This window comes from Streptomyces violaceorubidus, from assembly GCF_000717995.1.
GTDB classification, from domain to species: Bacteria; Actinomycetota; Actinomycetes; order Streptomycetales; family Streptomycetaceae; genus Streptomyces; species Streptomyces violaceorubidus.
In genome coordinates, this window is sequence record NZ_JODM01000029.1 from 36,032 (window position 1) to 57,619 (window position 21,588).

Genomic DNA, 21,588 nt, shown 5'->3' on the forward strand with positions numbered 1-21,588 from the left:
ACTTCAAACTGAAGACTCCTCCGCGTACCCGGACGACCGGGAGCGAATGGGGAGGAACACCATGAAGTACCGCACCATCGGCACCGATCCGGCGCACCGCCGCGAGGTGAGTGTGCTCGCGCTGGGCGCGATGCTCTTCGGCTCGCAGACCGACGAGAAGACCTCCTACGCCCTCCTCGACCGCTATGTGGAGGCCGGCGGGAACTTCGTCGACACCGCCGACAACTACGCCTTCTGGACCGACGGCGGCCAGGGCGGCCAGAGCGAGGAACTCCTCGGCCGCTGGCGGCGCAGCCGCGGGATCGGCGACGAGGTCGTCATCGCCACCAAACTCGGCGCGCGTCCGCTGGCACCCGGCACCCACTACACCGACAACCCGGAGGGCCTGTCGGCCAAGGTGATCCGCGAGGCCGCCGACCGGAGCCGGGAACGGCTCGGCATGGAGAAGCTGGACCTGCTCTACGCGCACCTCGACGACTTCACCGTGGAGCAGCGCGAGACCGTCGAGGGGTTCGGCGCCCTGGTCGCGGAGGGCACCGTCGGACTGCTCGGCGTCAGCAACCAGGCGACGTGGCGCGTCGAGCGGGCCCGGGCCCTGGCCGCCGCGGCCCGACTGCCCGGCTACGAGGTGCTGCAGTACCAGCACAGCCACCTGCGGCCCCGCTTCGACGTGCCCGGCGAGTTCTCCCCGTACGGCAGCCTCGCCCACGCCGGCGCCGAACTCCTCGGCTACCTGCGGGCCGAGCCGGACCTGACCCTGGTCGCCTACTCACCGCTGCTGGCCGGCGCCTACGTCCGCGAGGACAAACCGCTGCCCCCGGACTACGACCACCCGGGCACGCCGGCCCGGCTCGCCGTGCTCCGCGAGGTCGCCCGGGAGACCGGGGCCACGGTCAACCAGGTCGTCCTCGCCTGGCAGATCGGCGCCGAACTGCCGATCGTGCCGCTGGCCGGGGCCTCGTCGGTGGCCCAGTTGGAGGAGAACCTGGCGGCCGTGGAGCTGGAACTGACGGTGGACCAGCGGGCCCGGCTGGACACCGTGCACTGAGCCCGGTCAGTTCCTGACCAGCAACTGGAAGTCGAACGCGTACCGGGACGCGCGGTAGACGTGCGTCCCGTACTCGACCGGCCGTCCGGTGTCGTCGTACGCGATCCGCCGCATGGTGAGCAGCGCGGCGCCCTCCTGCTCGCCGAGGAGCCCGGCCTCCTCAGGGGAGGCGATGCGGGCGCCGACGGCCTGGCGGGCGCTGTGCAGGCTGATGCCGGACGAGCGCATCATACGGTACAGACCGGTCGACTCCAGCCGGGTGCCGTCGAGTTCCAGCAGGTCCGCCGGGAGGTGGTTGCACAGCATCGCCACCGGCTGCCCGTGGGTGAGGCGCAGCCGCTCCAGGACGGCGACCTCGGTGCCCTCCGCGATACCGAGGGCCGCGGCGACCTCGGCGGTGGCCGGGACGCGCTCGTTGCGCACCACCCGGGTGCCGGGGCCCTGCCCGGCGGCCTCCAGGTCGTCGTAGAGGCTGCTCAGTTCCAGCGGGCGCCTGACCTGGCTGTGCACCACCTGGGTGCCGACCCCGCGCCGCCGCACCAGGAGCCCCTTGTCGACCAGCGACTGGATGGCCTGCCGGACCGTCGGCCGGGACAGGCCGAGGCGGACGGAGAGGTCGACCTCGTTGCCCAGCAGGTTCCCCGGCGCGAGGACGCCCTGCGCTATCGCCGCCTCCAACTGCTGGGCCAACTGGTAGTAGAGCGGCACCGGGCTGCTCCGGTCCAGGGCGAAGTCCAGGGTGCCGGTCGCGGGGGCGGTCACGGCACGTGCGGGGTCGCCGGTCTTCGCCATGGACGTACCTCCCTTGCGTAGGGGACGGGCTGTCGGGGGAGCCGGGAGCGTCAGAGGTGGCGGCGGCGGTCGGCGACCGCGCGCTCGTAGGCGGCCCGCGCGTTCGTGGCCGCCTCGCGGGCCGACACCTCGGCCACCGGCACGTCCCACCAGGCCTGCGCCGGCAGGGCGTTCGAGGCGGGTGCCGTCTCGACGTACACGCATGTCGGGCGGGTCGCCGCGCGGGCCGTCGCCAGTGCCTCGCGCAACTCCCGCACCGTCTTGGCGCGCAGCACGTCCATGCCGAGGCTGGCCGCGTTGGCGGCGAGGTCGACGGGGAGCGGGGCACCGGTGAAGGAGCCGTCGGCGACGCGGTGGCGGTAGTCGGTGCCGAAGCGCTCGGCGCCCACCGACTCGGACAGGCCGCCGATGGAGGCGTAGCCGTGGTTCTGGACCAGGACCAGCTTCACCGGCAGGTTCTCCTGGACCGCCGTGACGATCTCCGTGGGGTTCATCAGGTACGTGCCGTCGCCGACCAGGGCCCACACGGGCACGTCGGGCGCGGCCTGCTGGACGCCGAGCGCGGCCGGGATCTCGTAGCCCATGCAGGAGTAGCCGTACTCCAGGTGGTACTGGCGCGGGGAGCGGGCCCGCCACAGCTTGTGCAGGTCGCCGGGGAGCGAACCGGCCGCGTTGATCACCACGTCCCGGTCGCCGACGACCGCGTCCAGCGCGCCCAGCACCTGCGTCTGGGTCGGCACCGCGCTGTCGTCGTCGGCGCGGAAGGCCGCCTCGACCGCCTCGTCCCAACGGGCCTTCCACGCGCGGTACTCGCTCTCGTACGCCGCGTCCACCCGGTGCCCGACCAGCGCCCCGGTCAGCGCGTCGAGCCCCGAGCGGGCGTCGCACACCAGGGTGGCGGCGGCGAGCTTGTGGGCGTCGAAGGCGGTGATGTTGAGGTTCAGGAAGCGGACGCCGGGGTGCTGGAAGAGGGTGCCGGAGGCGGTGGTGAAGTCCGAGTAGCGGGTGCCGACGCCGATCACCAGATCCGCGGTACGGGCGAGGGCGTCGCTCACCGCGGTGCCGGTGTGGCCGATGCCGCCGAGGTCCGCCGGGTGGTCGTGGCGCAGCGCGCCCTTGCCGGCCTGGGTGGAGGCGACCGGGATGCCGGTGGCGTCCACCAGTGCCTTGAGGGCCTGTTCGGCCTCGCTGTGGTGGACACCGCCGCCCGCGACGATCAGCGGCCGGGCGGCGGCGCGGACCGCCCGGACGGCCTCGGCCAGCTCCGCCGGGTCGGGCGCCGGGCGGCGCACCCGCCAGACACGGTCGGCGAAGAACTCCTCCGGCCAGTCGTACGCCTGCGCCTGCACGTCCTGCGGCAGCGCGAGGGTGACCGCGCCGGTCTCCGCCGGGTCGCTGAGCACGCGCATCGCCTGGAGCGCGGAGGAGAGCAGCGCCTCGGGGCGGGTGATCCGGTCGAAGTAGCGCGACACGGGCCGCAGGGCGTCGTTGACGGACACGTCGGCCTCGACCGGGTGCTCCAGCTGTTGCAGCAGCGGGTCGGCGGCGTGCGAGGCGAAGTAGTCGCCGGGCAGGAGCAGGACCGGCAGCCGGTTGATCGTGGCGAGGGCGGCGCCGGTGACCAGGTTGGTGGCGCCGGGGCCGATGGAGGTCGTCACCGCCTGCGCGGACAGCCGGCCCAGCTGTCGGGCGTGCCCGACGGCGGCGTGCACCATGGCCTGTTCGTTGCGGCCCTGGTGGAAGGGCATGACGTCGGCGCACTCGACCAGCGCCTGGCCGAGGCCGGCCACGTTGCCGTGGCCGAAGATGCCCCAGGTGCCGGTGATCAGGCGGTGCCGTACGCCGTCGCGTTCGGTGTACTGCGCGGCCAGGAAGCGCACCAGGGCCTGTGCGGTGGTCAGTCGGCGGGTGGCGGGGGCGCTCATGCGGACCTCTCCGGTGCGGTGTAGAGGGGGAGCCGGGGATCGACCGGCTGCTCGGGCCAGGTGTCGCGGATCCAGGCGTGGTCGGGGTGGTCGCGGATCAGCCAGGCCCGCTCGGGCTCCGGGCCCGCCATGACGTTGAGGTAGTACATGTGGTGGCCGGGGACCGCCATCGACGGTCCGTGCCAGCCGTCGGGGATCAGCACGACGTCCCCGTCGCGCACTTCGGCGAGGACGTCGGTCCCCTGGCCCTGCCCGGACGGTGAGACGCGCTGGTAGCCGAGGCCCGGGGTGCCGTCGTGGGGCGCGAACTCGAAGTAGTAGATCTCCTCCAGCACCGACTCCTCGCCGGGCCGGTGCTCGTCGTGCTTGTGGGGCGGGAAGGAGGACCAGTTGCCGCCCGGGGTGAGCACCTCGACCGCGATCAGCCTGTCGCACTCGAACGTCCCCGCCGCCGCGAAGTTGTTGACCTGCCGCGAGCAGTTCCCGGTGCCCCGCAGCTCCACCGGCACCGAGGACGCCGGGACGTACCGGGCGGGCAGCCGGCGGGTGCAGCGGGCGCCGGTCAGGGCGAACCGGCCGCCGCCGGTGGACGTCAGGGTCGTGCGGGCGTCGCGCGGGACGTACGCGAAGTCGGTGACCCCGCTGAACACGCTGTCCCGACCGCCGAGTTCGAAGGTCTCAGGGCCGAAGTCGTCGGCGCTCGCGACCGTGCAGCCGCCGCTCAGCGGCAGGACGATCCACTCGCTCCCGCCGCTGTCGAAGGTGTGGCTGCCGCCGGGGGCCAGGTGCACGACCCGCAGGCCCGAGTAGCCCCAGCCCGCGCTCTCGGGCGTCACGTCCACGGCGTACGGGCCGTCCGCCGCCGTCTTGCCCGCGGGAAGGTGATACCTCATCGTCCGCTCCTCCGCCTCTCCTCGCTCACAGCAGTCCGACGGCCGTGTCCACCGCCTCCTCCACGCTGCCCCCGGCCGGGTAGAGCAGCGAGCGGCCGACGACCATGCCCTGCACGGTGGGCAGCCTCAGTGCCTTGCGCCAGCGTTCGTAGGCCGCGGTCTGGTCCGCCCGGGAGCCCCCTATGTCGCCGCCGAGCAGGACCGCGGGCAGTGTGGAGGTCGCCAGGACCTCGGCCATGTCGTCCGGGTCGTGGGTGACGGGCAGTTTCAGCCAGGTGTAGGCGGAGGTGCCGCCGAGACCGGAGGCGATGGCGATGGAGCGGGTGACCCCCTCGGCAGAGAGGTCGTTGCGGACCCGGCCGTCGATCCGGCGGGAGACGAACGGCTCCACGAACAACGGCAGCCGGCGCTCCGCCATGGCGTCGACCGCCCGGGCGCTCGCCTCCAGCGTGGCCAGGGAGCCGGGGTCCTCGTAGTCGATGCGCAGCAGCAGCTTGCCCGCGTCGAAGCGCAGCCGGGCGATGTCCTCGGCGCGGTGGCCGGTGAAGCGGTCGTCCATCTCGAAGGCGGCGCCCGCGAGTCCGCCGCGGTTCATCGACCCCATGACGACCTTGTTCTCCAGCGCCCCGAGCAGCAGCAGGTCCTCCAGGACGTCGGCGGTGGCGAGCACCCCGTCGACGCCGGGCCGGGACAGCGCGGTGCACAGGCGTTCCAGCAGGTCGGCCCGGTTGGCCATGGCGAGCCCGCGGTCGCCGACGCCGAGCGCGCCGCGCGCCGGGTGGTCGGCGGCCACGATCATCAGCCGGCCGGAGTCGCCGATCAGGGGGCGGCGCACCCGGCGGGCCGCGGCCTCGGCGATCGCCTCCGGGTGCCGGGCTCGGACCGCGGTGAGGTCCGGGATGCTGGAGATGCTGAGGGACAAGGCGTTGCTCCGTTCAGGGAGTGGCTCGCGCGAGGAGGTCGTCGACCTCCGCCTCGGTGGGCATCGCGGAGGAACAGGCGAGGCGGGAGGCGACGAGGGCGCCGGCCGCGTTGGCGTACCGCATGATCCGCTCCAGCTCCCAGCCGGAGAGCAGACCGTGGCTCAGGGACCCGCCGAACGCGTCGCCCGCGCCGAGCCCGTTGACCACCTCGACCGGGACCGGCGGCACCTCGGCCGACCGGCCGTCGCGGTGCACGGCGAGGACGCCCTTCGGGCCCTGCTTGACGACGGCCAGCTCCACCCCGGCCGCCAGCAACGCCTCGGCGCAGGCGCGGGGTTCGCGCACACCCGTGGCGATCTCGCACTCGTCCAGGTTGCCGACCGCGACGGTCGCGTGGCCGAGCGCCTCGGCGTAGTACGGGCGGGCCTGGTCGGGGTCGGTCCAGAACATGGGGCGCCAGTCCAGGTCGAAGACCGTGGTGCCGGACTTCGCGCGGTGGGCGAGGGCGGCCAGGGTCGCCGTACGGCTCGGTTCCTCGCTCAGCCCGGTGCCGGTCATCCAGAAGATCGAGGCCGCGCGGATCGCGTCGAGGTCCAGCTCCTCCGGTCGGATCTCCAGGTCGGGGGCCTTGGGACGGCGGTAGAAGTACAGCGGGAAGTCGTCCGGCGGGAAGATCTCGCAGAACGTCACGGGGGTCGGGTAGGCGGCGACCGGGGTGACCCAGCGGTCGTCGACGCCGAACTCCTTCAGCGCGCCGTGCAGATAGGCGCCGAAGGGGTCGTCGCCCGTGCGGGTGATGACGGCCGTGGCACGGCCGAGCCGGGCGGCGGCGACCGCCACGTTGGAGGCCGAACCGCCGAGGAACTTGCCGAAGGTCTCAACCTCCGCCAGGGGTACGCCCGTCTGCAAAGGATAGAGATCGACCCCGATGCGACCCATCGTGATCAGATCGAAACGCGGGACTGACTCGGCCATGTGCGACGCTCCTTTGGCTGGGCGGGGGCCTGCCGCCTCCCAGGTGTATGACTCCTGGACGACGCTGTCAATACTTTGTACTTACATTCGGACCTGCGAGTGAAATGATGTCTTGACAAAGTATTGACAGTGGGCGCCCCAAGGACTTGTATCCGGTCCCAGCGCAGCAACAGCCATTCTTCTCGGGTCTGGCACTCGGGTCTGGCACACGGCATTCCCGTCGCACAGTCGCACAGTGAGGTGCAGGAAAAGATGGACCGCTCTTCGCACGCCCGCTCTCGCAGATTCGCCCCTGCCGTGGCCCTCGCCGCCGCCGCGGCCCTGACCCTCGCGGGCTGCTCCAGCAGCTCGGGCGGGAAGAAGGCCGACGAGGAGAGCGACTCGGGCGCCTCCGCGGGCAAGGCGAACACCCCCCGCATGACGGTCGCCCTGGTCACCCACCAGGCGCCCGGCGACACCTTCTGGGACATCGTCCGCAAGGGCGCCCAGGCCGCCGCCGACAAGGACAACGTCAAGCTCGTCTACTCCGCCGACCCGAACGCGGGCAACCAGGCCAACCTGGTGCAGAACGCGATCGACCAGAAGGTCGACGGCATCGCCGTCACCCTCGCCAAGCCGGACGCCATGCGGAGCGTCCTCGCCAAGGCGGAGAAGGCCGGCATACCCGTGGTCGGGCTCAACTCCGGTCTGGCGGACTGGAAGAAGCTCGGCCTGATGGAGTTCTTCGGCCAGGACGAGACCGTGGCGGGCGAGGCCCTCGGCAAGCGGCTCAACGAGGACGGGGCCAAGAAGGCCGTCTGCGTCATCCACGAACAGGGCAACGTCGGTCTGACCCAGCGCTGCGACGGCGTGAAGAAGACCTTCGAGGGCTCGATCGAGAACCTCTACGTCAACGGCACCGACATGCCCTCGGTGAAGTCGACCGTCACCGCCAAGCTCAAGCAGGACGGCGGCATCGACCACCTGGTCACGCTCGGCGCCCCCTTCGCCATGACCGCCGTGCAGTCGGTGGACGAGTCCGGCAGCAAGGCCAAGGTCGCCACCTTCGACCTCAACAAGGAACTGACCGGCGCCATCGAGAAGGGCGACATCGAGTTCGCCGTCGACCAGCAGCCCTACCTCCAGGGCTACCTCGCGGTCGACGGACTGTGGCTCTACAAGAACAACGGCAACTACAGCGGCGGCGGTGAGCAGCCGGTGCTGACCGGCCCCGCCTTCGTCGACAAGTCCAACGTCAAGGCCGTCGCCGAGTTCGCCTCGAAGGGCACCCGGTGATGAGCGTGGCCAGGCAGGCCGAGCCGGCGGTGACCGCACCGCCGGTCCCCGGCCCCAAGGAGACCGACGGGCGGACCCGTGAGCGTCCCGTGGCGCTGCGGCTGCTCGCCCGGCCCGAGGTCGGGGTCTTCCTCGGTGCCGTCGCCGTGTTCGTGTTCTTCCTGATCGCCGCGCCCGCCCTTCGCGACGGCGGCTCCATGGCGACGGTGCTGTACCAGTCGTCCACCATCGGCATCATGGCGCTGCCCGTCGCCCTGCTGATGATCGGCGGCGAGTTCGACCTGTCCGCCGGTGTCGCCGTGGTCACCTCGGCGCTCACCGCCGGCATGCTCAGTTACCAGTTGACCGTGAACGTCTGGGTCGGCGTGATCGTCGCCCTGGTGGCCTCGCTCGCCGTCGGCGCCTTCAACGGCTGGGTGCTGGTGAAGACCGGCCTGCCGAGCTTCCTGGTCACGCTGGCCACCTTCCTGGTCCTCCAGGGCGTCAACCTCGCCGTCACCAAGCTCGTCACCGGCAACGTCGCCACCGACGACATCAGCGACATGGACGGCTTCGACCAGGCCAAGGCGCTGTTCGCCTCGTCCTTCGACGTCGGCGGCGTCGAGGTGAAGATCACGGTGGTGTGGTGGCTGGTCTTCGCGGCCCTGGCCACCTGGGTGCTGCTGCGCACCAAGTACGGCAACTGGGTCTTCGCCGTCGGCGGCAGCCAGGAGTCCGCCCGCGCGGTCGGCGTGCCGGTCACCTTCACGAAGATCACGCTGTTCATGCTGGTCGGCTTCGGCGCCTGGTTCGTCGGCATGCACCAGCTGTTCTCCTTCAACACCGTGCAGTCCGGCGAGGGCGTCGGCCAGGAGCTGATCTACATCGCGGCGGCGGTCATCGGCGGCTGCCTGCTCACCGGCGGCTACGGCTCCGCCATCGGCCCCGTCTTCGGTGCCTTCATGTTCGGCATGGTGAACCAGGGCATCGTCTTCGCGGGCTGGAACCCCGACTGGTTCAAGGCCTTCCTCGGCGTGATGCTCCTGGGCGCCGTCCTCATCAACCTGTACGTCCGCCGCGCCGCGACCCGGAGGTGATCGGAAATGACCAGCAAAACCCCCGCAGCCCCCGGCACCCACGGCGCCGTCCTCGCCGACCCCGTACCCGAGCAGGACCGCCCGCTCGTCGAACTGCGCGGCGCCGGCAAGTCCTACGGCAACATCCGCGCCCTGCACGGAGTGGACCTCACCATCCACCCCGGCAGGGTGACCTGCGTGCTCGGTGACAACGGTGCCGGCAAGTCCACCCTCATCAAGATCATCTCCGGGCTGCACCAGCACACCGAGGGCGAGTTCCTCGTCGACGGCGAGGCCGTGCGCTTCGCCACCCCGCGCGACGCCCTGGCCCGCGGCATCGCCACGGTCTACCAGGACCTCGCGACCGTCCCGCTGATGCCGGTGTGGCGCAACTTCTTCCTCGGCTCCGAGATGACCAAGGGCCCCTGGCCCGTGCGCCGCCTCGACATCGCCCGCATGAAGCGGACCGCCGACACGGAACTGCGCAACATGGGCATCGTCCTGGACGACCTCGAACAGCCCATCGGCACCCTCTCCGGCGGCCAGCGCCAGTGCGTCGCCATCGCCCGCGCCGTCTACTTCGGCGCCCGCGTCCTGATCCTCGACGAGCCCACCGCCGCGCTCGGCGTCAAGCAGTCGGGCGTGGTCCTCAAGTACATCGCCGCCGCCCGCGAACGCGGCCTCGGCGTCATCTTCATCACCCACAACCCCCACCACGCCTACATGGTCGGCGACCACTTCAGCGTGCTGCGTCTGGGCACCCTCGAACTGAGCGCGGCCCGCGCCGACATCACCCTCGAAGCGCTCACCAACCACATGGCCGGCGGCGCCGAACTCGCCGCCCTCAAGCACGAGCTGGCGCAGGTCGGCGGGGTCGACGTTCAGGCGCTGCCCGACGACGCGGGCGATGCGGCGAAGGCCGCCGCGCCCGATACTGCCGACAGGACCGGCGCCGCCGCCTCCGCCGCCTCGGGCAGCACCGCATCCGACAGCACCGCATCCGACAGCACCGCATCCGGCACCGCCGAAGGGAAGGCCTGAGCATGACCTCTGCCCTCGACCGCATCCGCGTCGGCTCGGCCCCCGACTCCTGGGGCGTCTGGTTCCCCGACGACCCCCGGCAGGTGCCGTGGGAACGGTTCCTGGACGAGGTCGCCGAGGCCGGCTACGACTGGATCGAGCTGGGCCCCTACGGCTACCTCCCCACCGACCCGGCCCGGCTCACCGACGAGGTGACCCGGCGCGGACTCAAGGTCTCCGCGGGCACCATCTTCTGCGGCCTGCACCGCGGCCCCTCCGAATGGGACGCCACCTGGGAACAGGTCGGCCGCGTCGCCGCCCTCACCCGGGCCATGGACGCCAAGCACCTCGTCGTCATCCCGTCCTTCTGGCGCGACGACAAGACCGCCGAGATCCTGGAGCCCCCGGAGCTGACCGGCGAGCAGTGGACCCACCTCACCCGGGGCATGGAGCGCCTGGGCCGCGAGGTACGGGACACCTACGGCCTGGACATCGTCGTCCACCCGCACGCCGACACCCACATCGACACCGAGGAGCACGTCGAGCGCTTCCTCGACGCCACCGACTCCGACCTGGTGAACCTCTGCCTGGACACCGGTCACTACGCCTACTGCGGCGGCGACAGCGTCAAGCTGATCAAGACCTACGGCGAGCGCATCGGCTACCTCCACCTCAAGCAGGTCGACCCGGAGATCCTGGCCGGAGTGCGGGAGGGCGGGGTGCCGTTCGGCCCGGCCGTGCAGCGCGGCGTGATGTGCGAGCCGCCCGGCGGTGTGCCGGAGCTGGGCCCGGTGCTCACCGCCGCCCAGGAACTCGGCGTGGACCTGTTCGCCATCGTCGAGCAGGACATGTACCCCTGCGAGCCGGACAAACCGCTGCCCATCGCGGTACGCACCCGGAAGTTCCTGCGCTCCTGCGGCGCCTGAGGACGGCCGCGCCGGCGGGGGAGCGTCCCGCCGGCGCGCCGTTCGGCGGGCCGAGGCCGGTGGTGCGCGTTAGCGTGCGAGCACTGACACCTCGTCCCGCTCCGGGAGGCACCCATGTCCTCGCGTCTCAACCCGTACCTCAGCTTCGACGGCGACGCCCGTCAGGCGATGGAGTTCTACGAGCAGGTCTTCGGCGGCACCCTGGCCCTGAACACCTTCGGCGAGTCCGGCATGCCGGACCCCGCCTACGCCGACAAGATCATGCACGCCATGCTGGAGACCCGGGGCGGCTTCACCCTGATGGCCTCCGACACCCCGCCCGGCATGGAGTACAGGCCGGGCAGCAACTTCTCGGTGAGTCTCAGCGGCGACGACGCGACCGAGCTGCGCGGCTACTGGGAGAAGCTGTCCGCCGGCGGTTCCGTCTCCGTGCCCCTGGAGAAGCAGATGTGGGGCGACGTCTTCGGGATGTGCACGGACCGGTTCGGCGTCCCCTGGATGGTGAACATCAGCGAGCCGGCGAGCTGACCGGGCAGCCCGCCGGACCGTGGCCCCGCCGCTCAGCCGCGCCGCACCTCCGCGATCGTCACCGGCCGGTGCTCGTGCAGCGACAGGGTGCACGCCTCGGCGATCCAGCCCGCCTCCAGTGCGTCCTCGACCGTGCAGGGCGAGGTGCGGGTACCGGCGACGACCTCGGTGAACGCGGTCAGCTCGGCGCGGTAGGCGGCAGTGAAGCGGTCCATGAAGAAGTCGTGCGGAGTACCGGCCGGGAACGTCGCACCGGGCTCGACCGAGCGCAGCGGCAGCCTGTCCTCCAGTCCGACGGCGATCGAGTCGTCGAAGCCGTGGATCTCCATCCGGACGTCGTAACCGCGGGCGTTGTGGCGGCTGTTGGAGACCACGGCGACGGTGCCGTCGTCCAGGGTGAGGATCGCGCCGGTGGTGTCCGCGTCACCCGCCTCCCGGATGAAGTCGGCACCGCGGTTGCCGCCGACGGCGTACACCTCGCTCACCTCCCGGCCGGTCACCCAGCGGATCGAGTCGAAGTCGTGCACCGAGCAGTCCCGGAAGATGCCCCCGGAGGCGGCGACGTACGCGGCGGGCGGCGGCGCCGGGTCCAGCGTGGTCGCCCGCACGGTGTGCAGCGTGCCCAGCTCTCCGCCGCGCACGGCGGCGCGCGCGGCGGCGAACCCGGCGTCGAAGCGGCGCTGGTAGCCGATCTGGACCGGCACGTCATGGCCCGCGAGCGCCTTGAGCACCTCGACGCCCTCGGTCATGGTGCGGGCGACGGGCTTCTCGCAGAAGACGGGCACCCCGGCCTCGACGGCGGCCAGGATCAGGTCCGGGTGGGCGTCGGTCGCCGCCGCGACCACCACACCGTCCACCCCGGCGGCGAGCACCGCCTCGGGCGAGCCGGCGACCTCGGCGCCGAACCGCTCGGCGGCGGCCCGCGCGGCGTCCGCGAACGGGTCGGCCACGACGAGCGAGGTGACGGCGTCGAGTCCGGCGAGGGTCTCGGCGTGGAAGGCGCCGATGCGGCCGAGGCCGAGGATTCCGATACGCATGTGCTGTGCTGCTCCTTGCTCGGGGTGCGGGGTGTCCGTGCCGGGGCCCGTGCCCCGTACGCCCCCCTTCACCGGCTCTCTCGTCGTACCCGGCCCGCCCGCAGTTCGGCGCGCAGCGCCTGGGGCGTCCACTCCTCGCGCAGCGCCCGCCGTACGACCTCCGCCTGGGAGGGCGGGGCCAGGCCGCCGACCGGCGGGTCGCGGTCGAGGTTGGTGGGGAAGGGGTACCCTTCCGCGCTCGCGGCGACCACCTGCTCCAGCCACCGCTCGCCCACGCCCTCGGCCTTCCGCCTCAGCAGCACCGGGTAGACGGCCTCCACCACCGCCTGCCGGTCCACGCTCTCCATGGCCCGGCCGAACGCGGAGGAGATCTGCAGCAGGTTGGCCGTCCGGCGGACGTCCGCCGAGCGGTTGGCGCCCGCGGCGTGGAACAGCGCGGGGTTGAAGAACACCGCGTCGCCCCCGGCCAGCGGCAACTGCACGTGGTGCGCCTCGAAGCAGGCCCGGAACTTGGGCAGGCGCCAGGCCAGGTAGCCCGGCTCGTACTTCTGGGAGTGCGGCAGGTACATCGTGGGCCCCGACTCCAGCGGCATGTCGCAGTGCGCGACCGCGCCCTGGAGGGTGAGTACCGGGGACAGGCGGTGCACGTGCGCCGGGTACGCGGCGGCGGCCTCGCCCGAGAGGAAGCCCAGGTGGTAGTCGCGGTGCGCGCTCTGGGCGGCTCCGCCCGGGTTGACCACGTTGACCTGGGAGGTGACCTGGTAGCCGGGGCCGAGCCAGGCGCGGGCGACCAGGGCCAGGGCGTCGTTGGCGTAGTACGCGGCGAACGCCTCCGGATCGCGCAGGGCCGCCTTCTCCAGGGCGTTCCACACCCGGTCGTTGGCCCCGGGCGCGGCGAAGTGGTCACCGGCGGCGGCTCCCGAGGCGCGCTGCTCGGAGATCAGCGCGTCGAACACGGCGGTGACCCGGTCGACCACCGCCGGGTCCGGGAAGGCGCGCCGCAGGAGGACGATGCCGGGGCCGTCGGCGAGGGCGTGGACGAGTTCGGCCGCCGTCCCCGGGTCGTCGCGCAGCTCCCCGGCGTCGTACAGGGGGACGTTCCGCTCCACGGCGGCGGCCCGCGGGTACGCGGCCGGGTCGGTCCGCTGCCCGACGAGGGCGCGGAAGGCGTCGAGGTCGCAGTCCTGTTCGGACAGCGGGGCACGGTGGGCACGCGGGCCGGGGAGGGGCGCTCGGGACATCGTCGTCCTTTCGCTGACAGGGGCGACGCGGTGCTGTCATTCTTGTCCTGACAAACGCGTCGAACAACCAGCAGGCGGCCATCAAAAACCCCTCAGAGCGTGCCGCGCGGACCAAGCCGAGGAGCCGGTCATGGGGCACCCCTTTCCGATCCGTGAGATCGCCCGGCAGGCGGGCCTGAGCGAGGCCACCGTCGACCGGGTGCTCAACGGCCGCGGCGGCGTGCGCGAGAGCACCGCGTACGAGGTGCACCGGGCCATCGCCGACCTGGACCGCCAGCGCACCCAGGTCCGGCTGGTCGGCCGCACGTTCATGTGCGACATCGTGATGCAGGCGCCGGAGCGCTTCTCCAGCGCCGTGCGGGCCGCGCTGGAGGCCGAACTGCCCGCCCTGCACCCCGCGGTGGTGCGCTGCCGCTTCCACTTCCGCGAGACCGGCCCGGCCGGGGAGCTGGCCCGCACCCTGGACCGGATCGCCCGGCGCGGCTCCCAGGGGGTGATCCTGAAGGCTCCGGACGTCCCCGAGGTGACCGCCGCCGTGAGCCGGCTGACCGCCGCGGGCGTCCCCGTCGTCACCCTGGCGACCGACCTGCCGGCCAGCCCCCGGGTGGCCTACGTCGGCATCGACGACCGGGCGGCCGGCGCGACCGCCGCCTACCTCATGGGCCAGTGGCTCGGCGACCGCCCCGGCAACGTCCTCACCAGCCTCAGCAGCGGCTTCTTCCGCAACGAGGAGGAGCGCGAGATGGGCTTCCGCGGTGTCATGCGGGTCCGGCACCCCGGGCGGGTGCTCGTCGAGATCGCCGAGGGACAGGGCCTGGACGCCACCCAGTACGACCTGGTGCGGGCCGCGCTGGAACGCGACCCGGAGATCCGGGCGGTCTACTCGATGGGCGGCGGCAACATCGCCACCCTGCGCGCCTTCGCGGACCTCGGCCGCCCCTGCGAGGTGTTCGTCGCCCACGACCTCGACCAGGACAACACCCGTCTGCTGCGCGAGCGCCGCCTGTCCGTCGTCCTCCACCACGACCTGCGCCAGGACCTGCGCGAGGCCTGCCGCCACGTGATGCGGGCCCACGGCGCCCTGCCGTCCGCCGGTCCGGCGCGGCCGTCGGCGATCCAGGTCGTCACCCCGCACAACATGCCGCCGGACACGCCCTTCGAGACGGCGACCGGGTGACCCGCGGCGCCGTCACCCGGACGTCTCGGGGCTGACCCAGGTGCCGCGCTCCGCCGACCGGGCCATCGCGTCCAGCACGGCCGCGCTGTGCACGGCGTCCGCCGGGGTGGCGCCGTACGGGGTGCCCTCGGCGATCGAGCGCAGGAAGCGGTGGGCCTCCACCACCTTCAGGTCGTCGTACCCCATGGCGTTCGCGGCCCCCGGCTGGAAGGCGGCGAACTCGCCGTCCCCGGGGCCGACGTACACGGTGCTCACGGGCTGGTCCTGGTACTGCGTGCCGCGACTGACGCCCAGTTCGTTCATGCGGCGGAAGTCCCAGAACACCGCGCCCCTGGTGCCGTGCACCTCGAAGCCGTAGTTGTTCTGCTCGCCGACGGAGACCCGGCAGGCCTCCAGGACACCGCGGGCGCCGGAGGCGAAGCGGAGCAGGCAGTTGACGTAGTCCTCGTTCTCGACCGGGCCCAACTCGCCGCCCGCGGCGCGCGCGTGTCCGGCGGTGGCGGCGGCGGGACGGGCCCGCTCCGGCAGGAAGACCGCCGTGTCGGCGGTCAGCGACGCGATGTCGCCGAGCAGGAACCAGGCCAGGTCCGCGCCGTGCGAGGCCAGGTCGCCGAGCACCCCGCTGCCGCCGCGCTCGCGTTCGTAGCGCCAGGTCAGCGCGCCTTCCGGGTGGGCCGCGTAGTCGCTGAAGAGGCGGATGCGGACATGGGTGACGCGGCCCAGCTCCCCGGCGGCGATCAGATCGCGGGCGGCCTCCACGGCCGGGGCGTTGCGGTAGTTGAAGCCGACCGCGCCCTGCACACCGGCCTCGGTCACCGCGTCCGCCACCGCCCGCGCGTCGTCGGTGGACAGGCCCACCGGCTTCTCCACCCAGATGTGCTTGCCCGCCCCGGCCATCGCCACGGCGATCTCGCGGTGCAGGAAGTTGGGGGCGGTGATGCTGACCGCGTGCACCCGCGGGTCCGCCGCCACCTCGCGCCAGTCGCGGGTCGTCGAGGCGAACCCGTACTGCGCGGCGGCCTCCTCGGCCCGCCCCGGCACCTCCTCGGCGACCGTCACCAGTTCCGGGCGCAGCGCGAGGTGCGGATAGTGGTGGCGGACCCGGGCGTACGCCTGGGTGTGCACCCGGCCCATCCAGCCGAAACCGACGACGGCGACACCGAGTGCCTCGACCATGAGAGCCCCTCTTCGGACCGGTCCGTGAGCTGTCCAGCGTGATCTGTCCAGGACACCCTGGGCGGGCATCGGCATCATGTCAACCTTTTGACAGGACAAAGCACTCGCTCAGGGAGGGCAACCATGCCGAACCAAGCCCGTCCGGGCACCGGGGAGCAGGCCAAACAGCGTGCGCTCGGGCAGCCGCGGCAGGCGATCCTGCGCGGCGACATGGCACCCGCGCAGCGGCTGGTGGAGAACGAACTCGCCGAGCAGTTCGGCGTGACCCGAAGGTCACCCTCGCGTGCCTGACCTTCGGCGAGCGCGGCGAGTCCGCCAAGGCCTGGCGGGAGGGGAGGACGCTGGCGGAGATCAAGGCGCTGCGCCGGGAGGAGGCCGAGAGGTCCGCCGCCACCCTGGGCGCCGAGGTCCGCTTCTTCGACGCCGGCGACTACCCGCTGGCCGTCACCCCGGAGCTGACCGACCGGCTCGTCGAGGTCTACCGCGCCACCCAGCCCGACGTCGTGCTCACCCACCCCGTCGAGGACCCGTACAACGGCGACCACCCGGCCGCCAACCGCATGGCCCTGGAGGCACGCGTCCTCGCCCAGGCCATCGGCTACCCGGGCGAGGGCGAGATCATCGGCGCTCCGCCCGTCTTCTACTTCGAGCCGCACCAGCCCGAGATGAGCGGCTTCCGGCCCGAGGTGCTGCTCGACATCACCGAGGGGTGGGAGACCAAGCGCAAGGCGATGGAGTGCCTCGCCGCCCAGCGGCACCTGTGGGACTACTACACCGACCTCGCCGTCCGCCGGGGCGTCCAGCTCAGGCGCAACGCGGGTCCCCTGGGCCTGGCGCACCGGACCATGGCCGAGGCGTACATGCGCCCGTACCCGCAGATCGCGAAGGAGCTGGCATGAGCGGCGTCGTCGTCACCAACCCGCCCAAGGCCGACGCCGGGGACGTCGAGGCACTCGCCGGGTACGGCGTGGCGACCCTCGGCGAGGCCATGGGCCGCACCGGACTGCTCGGCCCGGGGACCCGCCCGGTCCAGCAGGGCGTACGGGTCGCGGGCACCGCGGTCACCGTGTTAGCTGGCCCGGGGACAACCTGATGATCCACGCGGCCGTGGAGCAGTGCGGCGAGGGCGACGTCCTCGTCGTCACCACCACCTCCCCGTCCACCGACGGCCTGTTCGGCGAGCTGTTCGCCACCGCCCTCAAGCGGCGCGGCGTCCGCGGCGTCGTCATCAACGCGGGCATCCGCGACACCCGGGAACTGCGGGAGATGGGCTTCGCCGCGTGGTCCGTGACGTCGCCGCCGAGGTGGTCGTCGCGTTCGGTGTTGGCGGTTCTTTCGGTACGCACCGTGCGAGGTAACGCCCGGTGGGCGAGGTGACGCAGAGGCGTCTCGCGATGTGATCCCCCCGTCCGGTCCTCCGCCCCACCGCGCGGATGGGGTAGGCTTGACCAGCGCGATCACGGAAAACGCGGATCGCGCACCGGGACGTGGCGCAGCTTGGTAGCGCACTTGACTGGGGGTCAAGGGGTCGCAGGTTCAAATCCTGTCGTCCCGACGGTTTGCGAAGGGTCTTCGCGGGCGGAAGCTCGCGGAGGCCCTTTTTGCCGTGGCCCCCGTTGCCGCCGTCGCCCCCGGCGCCGCGCCGCCTCGTCCTGGTGGTTTCCTGGTGGGCGGACACCCTCTTGACGCGTCCTGGGCAGCGGTCGACACTTCCCCAGTAATCCTAGTGATGAGGTAGGGAAACCCCGGAGAGAACCATGACCGTCACACCACTCGTCCCTGCCCCCGCCTTCCGCGGCCGGATCGGCCGCGACCCGAGCAGCGGCCACTACGCCGTGCCGCGCCGCTACCGCCTCCACCTCGCGCCCGGTCACGACGGATGTCTGGGCATCGCCGTCGTGCACCGCCTCCTCGGTCTGGACGAGGTCTGTCCGGTGACCCTCCTGCCTCGGCGCCCCGACTGTCCCGACGGCGGCTACACCGCCCTGCGACCGCTGTACGAGGCGAGCGCCCACCACTACCGGGGTCCGGCCCTCGCGCCGGTGCTCAGCGACGGCTGGTCGGGCCGGATCGTGAGCACCCACGCGCGCGACATCATGCGCGACCTCGCCCGGTCCTTCACCCCCGCCGCCGGTCCGGTGCTGTACCCCCGCGGCGCGGAGGCGGAGATCGCCGCCGTCGAGGAGCTGTGCACCCGGGCCGCGGACCCCGCGGCGCTGCCCGGGGTGCTGGACCTGCTGGAGCGGCGCCTGGGTGCGCACTCCCACCTGGCGGGCGACCGGCTCACCGCCGCCGACGTCGAGGTGTGGGCGGCCCTCGCCCGGCGCGACACCCCGCGGCGCACGGACGAGCACCCCGCCCTGCGGTCCCACCTCCGGCGCCTGAGCGCCCACCCCGCCTTCGGCCGCCACCTCGCGGGCCGCCCCGCCTGACGGGACGAGACCTCCGGAAGTCGCCGTGTCCGCCGCCCCCCAGCGGCGGACACGGCATGGGCCGCGGCGCGCGTCGCCCTCCCCCGAAGGCGGCGCACGCCGCGGCCGGCCCCCGGCGCCGGTCCGTGGCCACGGCGCCCGGGTGTTCGTGAGCCGCGCGGTCACCAGTACATGACCGCCGTCTCGCCCGCACCCCACGAGGAGTACAGACGCACCCGGACGACATAGCGGCGGCCCTTGACGAAACGGGCCCTGATGGTGGCGTTGCGGGGGGTTCCCCCGTCGTCCTGTCCGGCGAAGTAGCGGGGCACGCCGTCCCGCTCCTCGAAGACGACGACGACGGCGTCGCTGTCGCCGAAGGTGCCCACGGTGTACTCGCGGGTCTCCGGCGGGTCCACACGGAAGTCGGCCTGCTCGCCGGGCCCGAGACCCAACGGCACCGAGCGGAACGGCACCAGCGGACCGGGCCGGCCGGTGGGCGGGTACCAGCGCAGGGCGAACTCCTTGTCGGCGGCGGAGAGCGTACCGGGCGGGTGCAGGCCGGAGCGGTAGTGCTCGGGTTCCAGTATCAGCCCCGACGGAAACGGATACTCCATGATCGACTGCGGGTCCCAGACCGGGCCGTTGGCCTCGTCGCCGTCCAGCTTGCGCAGGATGTTGTGGAAGGTCCGCTCCCGGCTCCAGTGGTTGGGCGGGCCCGCCAGCTCGGCGTAGACGGCCTCGTCGTCCCAGAGGATGCCCGCGAACGGGCTCTGGTGCTCGTGCAGCATGCCGAGCGCGTGCCCGATCTGGTGCAGGGCGGTCGCCCGCTCGCCCGGTGCGGTCAGGTCCCAGCCGAAGTTCATCGTACGGTCGTTGAGACCCACCCGCAGCGCGTCCTTGCCCACCGCCGACCAGGACCCGTCGCCGGGCTGGAAGCCGATGCGCAGCTCCGCCTCCGACCGGTCGCGGACCTCGGTGAGCTCGAGCCCGATGCCGAGGTCCCGCCACTCCCGGAAGCAGTCGCGCACCACGTCCCGCTGCTCCTCGGTCCCCACCCACGACCCCCGCCGGGGCCGCCCGGTGCCCGGCATCGGGACCACCGAGGTGTCGGTGTCGCCACCGAGGAAGCAGTAGTGCAGCACGGTCGAGTTGACCCACATCCGCTGCCCGCCGACGAGCGCGGCGACGCGCTCTGCGGCCAGCCCCGGTGCGAGCACGGGGGCAGGCTGCTGCGCGAGCGAGCAGTAGCGTGCGGTCATGGTCATCAGGGTGCCGCCCCGCCGGGTCCGGCGCCTGAGTCGGGGGATACTCAAGTCACCCTGTATCAGGGGTGAGTAGGCCGACTCATGTTGCCGTGACGACTTCTCTGCGGGACACGAAGTGGCCGGAGGCACCCTGGCCGTTCACCGGCCGGGCAGACGAACTGGAGCTGGTGCGCAGGTCCGTGGCGGCCGGACGGGTGGGCCTCGTGGTGACCGGCCCGGCGGGCGCGGGCAAGACCAGGCTTGTGACGGAGGCCGTACGCGGCACCGACTGCGTCCGGGCCGCGGGGACGCCCGAGACCCGCGACATCCCCTTCGCCGCCTTCGCCCACCTGCTGCCCGAGCAGGTCACCCTGCACCGCGCGGTACAACTCCTTACCGGTGTGCGGCTGTTGCTCGTCGACGACGCGCACCTGCTCGACGCCGCCTCGGCCGCCCTCGTGCACCAACTCGCCGTGCACGGCCGCACCCGCCTCCTGGTCGTCACCACCGACGGTGCCCCCGTACCGGGCGCGGTGTCCCGGCTGTGGGCCGGCGAGCTGCTGCCGCGCCTCGCCCTGCAACCGCTGCCCCGCGAGGAGAGCGCCGAACTGCTCACGGCCGGCACGGACACCGCCCTGGAGCCGCTCACCGTCGACCGGCTGCACCGCCTGGGCGGTGGGGACCTGCGGCTGCTGCGCGACCTGCTGACCGCCGTGCACGCGGGCGGCCGGCTCGTGCGGGTGCCGGACACGGACCAGCGGGCGTGGCGGGGACCGGTGCCGCTCACCCCCGCGGTCCGCGAGCGTGCCGCCCACGTCCTCGACCGCGCCCGCACCGAGGAGCGCGAGACGCTCGAACGCCTCGCCTTCGCCGAACCCCTGCCCCTGGACGCGGACGCCCTCGACCTGCGGACCCTGGAGAGCCTGGAGGCCGAGGGCCTGGTCACCGTCGACGACCGCGGTGCCACCCGTCTCGCGCACCCCCTGCACGGCCCGGTGCTGCGCGCCGCCGCGGGACGACTGCGGGCCCGGCGCCTGGCCCGGACCCCGGACCGGACCGGCACCGCCCTGGAGGCGGAACGGGCCGCGCTCGCCCGGCGCATCGAACAGGCCGACGTACGGCCGGTCGAGGCGCCCGTGGGGGAGTGGCTGGTCGCCGAGGGAGCGCCGCTGCCGACCGGGTACGCGGCGCTGCGGGCCCGGTTCGCCCGGTTGCGCGGACGGCTGCGTGAGGCCGCGGCCTGGGCCCGCGAGGGCCTGCGGACCCACCACGACGACCCGGACTGCCGCACCGAACTCGCCCTGGCCACCGCGCAGTCGGGCGACGGCACGCCCGACGCCGAGGGGACGGCCGCCGCCACCTGGGCCGCCGCCACCTGGGCCGCCGCCGCGCGCGGCGACCTCGACGCGGCCGTCCGCACCGCCGGCCGGGGTGACCCGTACGACGCGGTCCGCCTCGGCGCTCCCGAGCGGGCGGCCGACCGCCTGACCGGCGTCTTCGCCGCGCACGCCGAGGCCCTCGCGCGGGCGGACGGACCGGCACTCGACCGGGTAGCCAAGGAGCTGGAGCGGCGCGGATTCCTGCTGTTCGCGGCCGAGGCGAGCGCCCAGGCGGTGGGCGCCCACCACGACCCCCGGGCCGCGCGCACCGCCCGGACCCGTGCCGCCGCCCTCGCCCGGCGCTGCCAGGGCGCCCGCACCCCCGCGCTGTCCCGCCTGGTGCTCGGCGAACTCACCGCCCGGCAGCGGCAGATCGTCACGCTCGCCGCCGCGGGCCTGAGCAACCGGCAGATCGCGGAGCGGCTGACCCTGTCCGTCCGCACCGTCGGCAACCACCTCTACGGCGCCTACACCCGCCTCGGCGCGGGCGACCGCGGCGCCCTGCCCTGGCTCGTGGAACTGCCCGCGCCCCAGCCCGCCTGAGCCGCCGACACCGGCGT

General features: G+C 73.1%; 19 protein-coding genes, 1 tRNA gene and 2 pseudogenes. 13 read left to right on the forward strand and 9 right to left on the reverse strand.

Annotation, left to right across the window (positions count from 1 at the left end):
• Window positions 1-61: 61 nt before the first annotated feature.
• Entirely contained in the window at window positions 62-1,048 is a 987-nt protein-coding gene (locus tag IE94_RS0127645) for an aldo/keto reductase (RefSeq protein ID WP_030189497.1), read from the forward strand.
• 6 nt (window positions 1,049-1,054) lie between these two features.
• Here IE94_RS0127645 and IE94_RS0127650 read toward each other — a convergent pair whose 3' ends face one another.
• Genes IE94_RS0127650 through iolC form a run of 5 tightly spaced genes read right to left on the reverse strand, consistent with a single transcriptional unit; the run spans window position 1,055 to window position 6,556 of the window.
• Window positions 1,055-1,840 carry a GntR family transcriptional regulator gene (locus tag IE94_RS0127650; RefSeq protein ID WP_030189499.1) on the reverse strand — a complete coding sequence of 262 codons (786 nt, stop codon included), beginning with the start codon at window positions 1,838-1,840 and terminating at the stop codon, window positions 1,055-1,057.
• 50 nt (window positions 1,841-1,890) lie between these two features.
• Window positions 1,891-3,765 carry a 3D-(3,5/4)-trihydroxycyclohexane-1,2-dione acylhydrolase (decyclizing) gene (gene iolD, locus IE94_RS0127655; protein ID WP_030189501.1) on the reverse strand — a complete coding sequence of 625 codons (1,875 nt, stop codon included), beginning with the start codon at window positions 3,763-3,765 and terminating at the stop codon, window positions 1,891-1,893.
• Entirely contained in the window at window positions 3,762-4,658 is an 897-nt protein-coding gene (gene iolB, locus IE94_RS0127660; protein WP_030189503.1) for a 5-deoxy-glucuronate isomerase, read from the reverse strand. The genes iolD and iolB overlap by 4 nt, the downstream gene beginning before the upstream one ends.
• Window positions 4,659-4,683: 25 nt before the next feature.
• Window positions 4,684-5,580: a Cgl0159 family (beta/alpha)8-fold protein gene (locus IE94_RS0127665; protein ID WP_030189505.1), complete on the reverse strand. Its 897-nt coding sequence runs from the start codon at window positions 5,578-5,580 to the stop codon at window positions 4,684-4,686.
• 13 nt (window positions 5,581-5,593) lie between these two features.
• Window positions 5,594-6,556, reverse strand: coding sequence for a 5-dehydro-2-deoxygluconokinase (gene iolC, locus IE94_RS0127670; RefSeq protein ID WP_030189508.1), 963 nt, complete (start codon window positions 6,554-6,556; stop codon window positions 5,594-5,596).
• A gap of 252 nt (window positions 6,557-6,808) precedes the next feature.
• Here iolC and IE94_RS0127675 point away from each other — a divergent pair, with 252 nt between their 5' ends.
• From IE94_RS0127675 to IE94_RS0127695, 5 genes are all read left to right on the forward strand, one after another.
• A complete protein-coding gene (locus IE94_RS0127675) occupies window positions 6,809-7,831 on the forward strand; it encodes a sugar ABC transporter substrate-binding protein (protein ID WP_030189510.1) in 1,023 nt (340 codons plus the stop codon).
• Window positions 7,831-8,907, forward strand: coding sequence for an ABC transporter permease (locus tag IE94_RS0127680; protein ID WP_030189512.1), 1,077 nt, complete (start codon window positions 7,831-7,833; stop codon window positions 8,905-8,907). The genes IE94_RS0127675 and IE94_RS0127680 overlap by 1 nt, the downstream gene beginning before the upstream one ends.
• Before the next feature lie 6 nt (window positions 8,908-8,913).
• Window positions 8,914-9,927, forward strand: coding sequence for an ATP-binding cassette domain-containing protein (locus tag IE94_RS0127685; protein WP_030189514.1), 1,014 nt, complete (start codon window positions 8,914-8,916; stop codon window positions 9,925-9,927).
• Between the two features lie 2 nt (window positions 9,928-9,929).
• The gene (locus tag IE94_RS0127690; RefSeq protein WP_030189516.1) at window positions 9,930-10,832 is read left to right on the forward strand and encodes a sugar phosphate isomerase/epimerase family protein; all 903 of its coding nucleotides are present in this window, start codon (window positions 9,930-9,932) and stop codon (window positions 10,830-10,832) included.
• Window positions 10,833-10,946: 114 nt separating this feature from the next.
• The gene (locus tag IE94_RS0127695; RefSeq protein WP_030189518.1) at window positions 10,947-11,360 is read left to right on the forward strand and encodes a VOC family protein; all 414 of its coding nucleotides are present in this window, start codon (window positions 10,947-10,949) and stop codon (window positions 11,358-11,360) included.
• Between the two features lie 32 nt (window positions 11,361-11,392).
• Here the strand turns inward: IE94_RS0127695 and IE94_RS0127700 are convergent, their stop codons facing one another.
• A complete protein-coding gene (locus tag IE94_RS0127700) occupies window positions 11,393-12,397 on the reverse strand; it encodes a Gfo/Idh/MocA family protein (RefSeq protein WP_030189519.1) in 1,005 nt (334 codons plus the stop codon).
• Window positions 12,398-12,465: 68 nt separating this feature from the next.
• A complete protein-coding gene (locus tag IE94_RS0127705) occupies window positions 12,466-13,638 on the reverse strand; it encodes a phytanoyl-CoA dioxygenase family protein (protein WP_030189520.1) in 1,173 nt (390 codons plus the stop codon).
• A 130-nt stretch (window positions 13,639-13,768) separates the two neighbouring features.
• On the opposite strand from IE94_RS0127705, the gene IE94_RS0127710 reads away from it, so the two are divergent.
• Window positions 13,769-14,815, forward strand: coding sequence for a LacI family DNA-binding transcriptional regulator (locus IE94_RS0127710; protein ID WP_030189521.1), 1,047 nt, complete (start codon window positions 13,769-13,771; stop codon window positions 14,813-14,815).
• Between the two features lie 12 nt (window positions 14,816-14,827).
• On the opposite strand, the gene IE94_RS0127715 is transcribed toward IE94_RS0127710, so the two are convergent.
• Window positions 14,828-15,991 (reverse strand): Gfo/Idh/MocA family protein, encoded by a 1,164-nt coding sequence (locus tag IE94_RS0127715; protein WP_030189522.1) that lies wholly within the window; start codon window positions 15,989-15,991, stop codon window positions 14,828-14,830.
• A gap of 123 nt (window positions 15,992-16,114) precedes the next feature.
• On the opposite strand from IE94_RS0127715, the pseudogene IE94_RS38455 reads away from it, so the two are divergent.
• The 5 genes and pseudogenes from IE94_RS38455 to IE94_RS0127735 all read left to right on the forward strand — a co-directional run.
• Window positions 16,115-16,267: pseudogene (locus tag IE94_RS38455) on the forward strand (GntR family transcriptional regulator); the annotation flags it as partial.
• A gap of 11 nt (window positions 16,268-16,278) precedes the next feature.
• Entirely contained in the window at window positions 16,279-16,890 is a 612-nt protein-coding gene (locus tag IE94_RS0127720) for a PIG-L deacetylase family protein (RefSeq protein ID WP_425337986.1), read from the forward strand.
• Window positions 16,887-17,278: pseudogene (locus IE94_RS36140) on the forward strand (4-carboxy-4-hydroxy-2-oxoadipate aldolase/oxaloacetate decarboxylase); the annotation flags it as partial. The gene IE94_RS0127720 and the pseudogene IE94_RS36140, both read left to right, overlap by 4 nt.
• 194 nt (window positions 17,279-17,472) lie before the next feature.
• Window positions 17,473-17,546, forward strand: a tRNA-Pro gene (locus IE94_RS0127730).
• A gap of 202 nt (window positions 17,547-17,748) precedes the next feature.
• Window positions 17,749-18,423: a glutathione S-transferase C-terminal domain-containing protein gene (locus IE94_RS0127735; protein WP_051777708.1), complete on the forward strand. Its 675-nt coding sequence runs from the start codon at window positions 17,749-17,751 to the stop codon at window positions 18,421-18,423.
• 161 nt (window positions 18,424-18,584) lie between these two features.
• Here the strand turns inward: IE94_RS0127735 and absR1 are convergent, their stop codons facing one another.
• Window positions 18,585-19,664, reverse strand: a complete 1,080-nt coding sequence (gene absR1 / locus IE94_RS0127740) for a beta-glucuronidase AbsR1 (RefSeq protein WP_030189531.1) — start codon at window positions 19,662-19,664, stop codon at window positions 18,585-18,587.
• 95 nt (window positions 19,665-19,759) lie between these two features.
• On the opposite strand from absR1, the gene IE94_RS0127745 reads away from it, so the two are divergent.
• Window positions 19,760-21,571, forward strand: a complete 1,812-nt coding sequence (locus tag IE94_RS0127745) for a LuxR family transcriptional regulator AbsR2 (protein WP_030189533.1) — start codon at window positions 19,760-19,762, stop codon at window positions 21,569-21,571.
• Window positions 21,572-21,588 lie beyond the last annotated feature (17 nt).

Excerpts from the sequence above, each read along its gene's own strand:
- iolD (WP_030189501.1), bottom strand. The coding sequence starts at position 3,765 with ATGAGCGCCCCCGCCACCCGCCGACTGACCACCGCACAGGCCCTGGTG.
- iolB (WP_030189503.1), bottom strand. The coding sequence starts at position 4,658 with ATGAGGTATCACCTTCCCGCGGGCAAGACGGCGGCGGACGGCCCGTAC.
- IE94_RS0127700 (WP_030189519.1), bottom strand. The coding sequence starts at position 12,397 with ATGCGTATCGGAATCCTCGGCCTCGGCCGCATCGGCGCCTTCCACGCC.
- IE94_RS0127645 (WP_030189497.1), top strand. The coding sequence starts at position 62 with ATGAAGTACCGCACCATCGGCACCGATCCGGCGCACCGCCGCGAGGTG.
- iolC (WP_030189508.1), bottom strand. The coding sequence starts at position 6,556 with ATGGCCGAGTCAGTCCCGCGTTTCGATCTGATCACGATGGGTCGCATC.
- IE94_RS0127685 (WP_030189514.1), top strand. The coding sequence starts at position 8,914 with ATGACCAGCAAAACCCCCGCAGCCCCCGGCACCCACGGCGCCGTCCTC.
- IE94_RS0127710 (WP_030189521.1), top strand. The coding sequence starts at position 13,769 with ATGGGGCACCCCTTTCCGATCCGTGAGATCGCCCGGCAGGCGGGCCTG.
- IE94_RS0127690 (WP_030189516.1), top strand. The coding sequence starts at position 9,930 with ATGACCTCTGCCCTCGACCGCATCCGCGTCGGCTCGGCCCCCGACTCC.
- IE94_RS0127735 (WP_051777708.1), top strand. The coding sequence starts at position 17,749 with ATGACCGTCACACCACTCGTCCCTGCCCCCGCCTTCCGCGGCCGGATC.
- IE94_RS0127675 (WP_030189510.1), top strand. The coding sequence starts at position 6,809 with ATGGACCGCTCTTCGCACGCCCGCTCTCGCAGATTCGCCCCTGCCGTG.
- IE94_RS0127705 (WP_030189520.1), bottom strand. The coding sequence starts at position 13,638 with ATGTCCCGAGCGCCCCTCCCCGGCCCGCGTGCCCACCGTGCCCCGCTG.
- IE94_RS0127715 (WP_030189522.1), bottom strand. The coding sequence starts at position 15,991 with ATGGTCGAGGCACTCGGTGTCGCCGTCGTCGGTTTCGGCTGGATGGGC.
- IE94_RS0127650 (WP_030189499.1), bottom strand. The coding sequence starts at position 1,840 with ATGGCGAAGACCGGCGACCCCGCACGTGCCGTGACCGCCCCCGCGACC.
- IE94_RS0127695 (WP_030189518.1), top strand. The coding sequence starts at position 10,947 with ATGTCCTCGCGTCTCAACCCGTACCTCAGCTTCGACGGCGACGCCCGT.
- absR1 (WP_030189531.1), bottom strand. The coding sequence starts at position 19,664 with ATGACCGCACGCTACTGCTCGCTCGCGCAGCAGCCTGCCCCCGTGCTC.
- IE94_RS0127680 (WP_030189512.1), top strand. The coding sequence starts at position 7,831 with ATGAGCGTGGCCAGGCAGGCCGAGCCGGCGGTGACCGCACCGCCGGTC.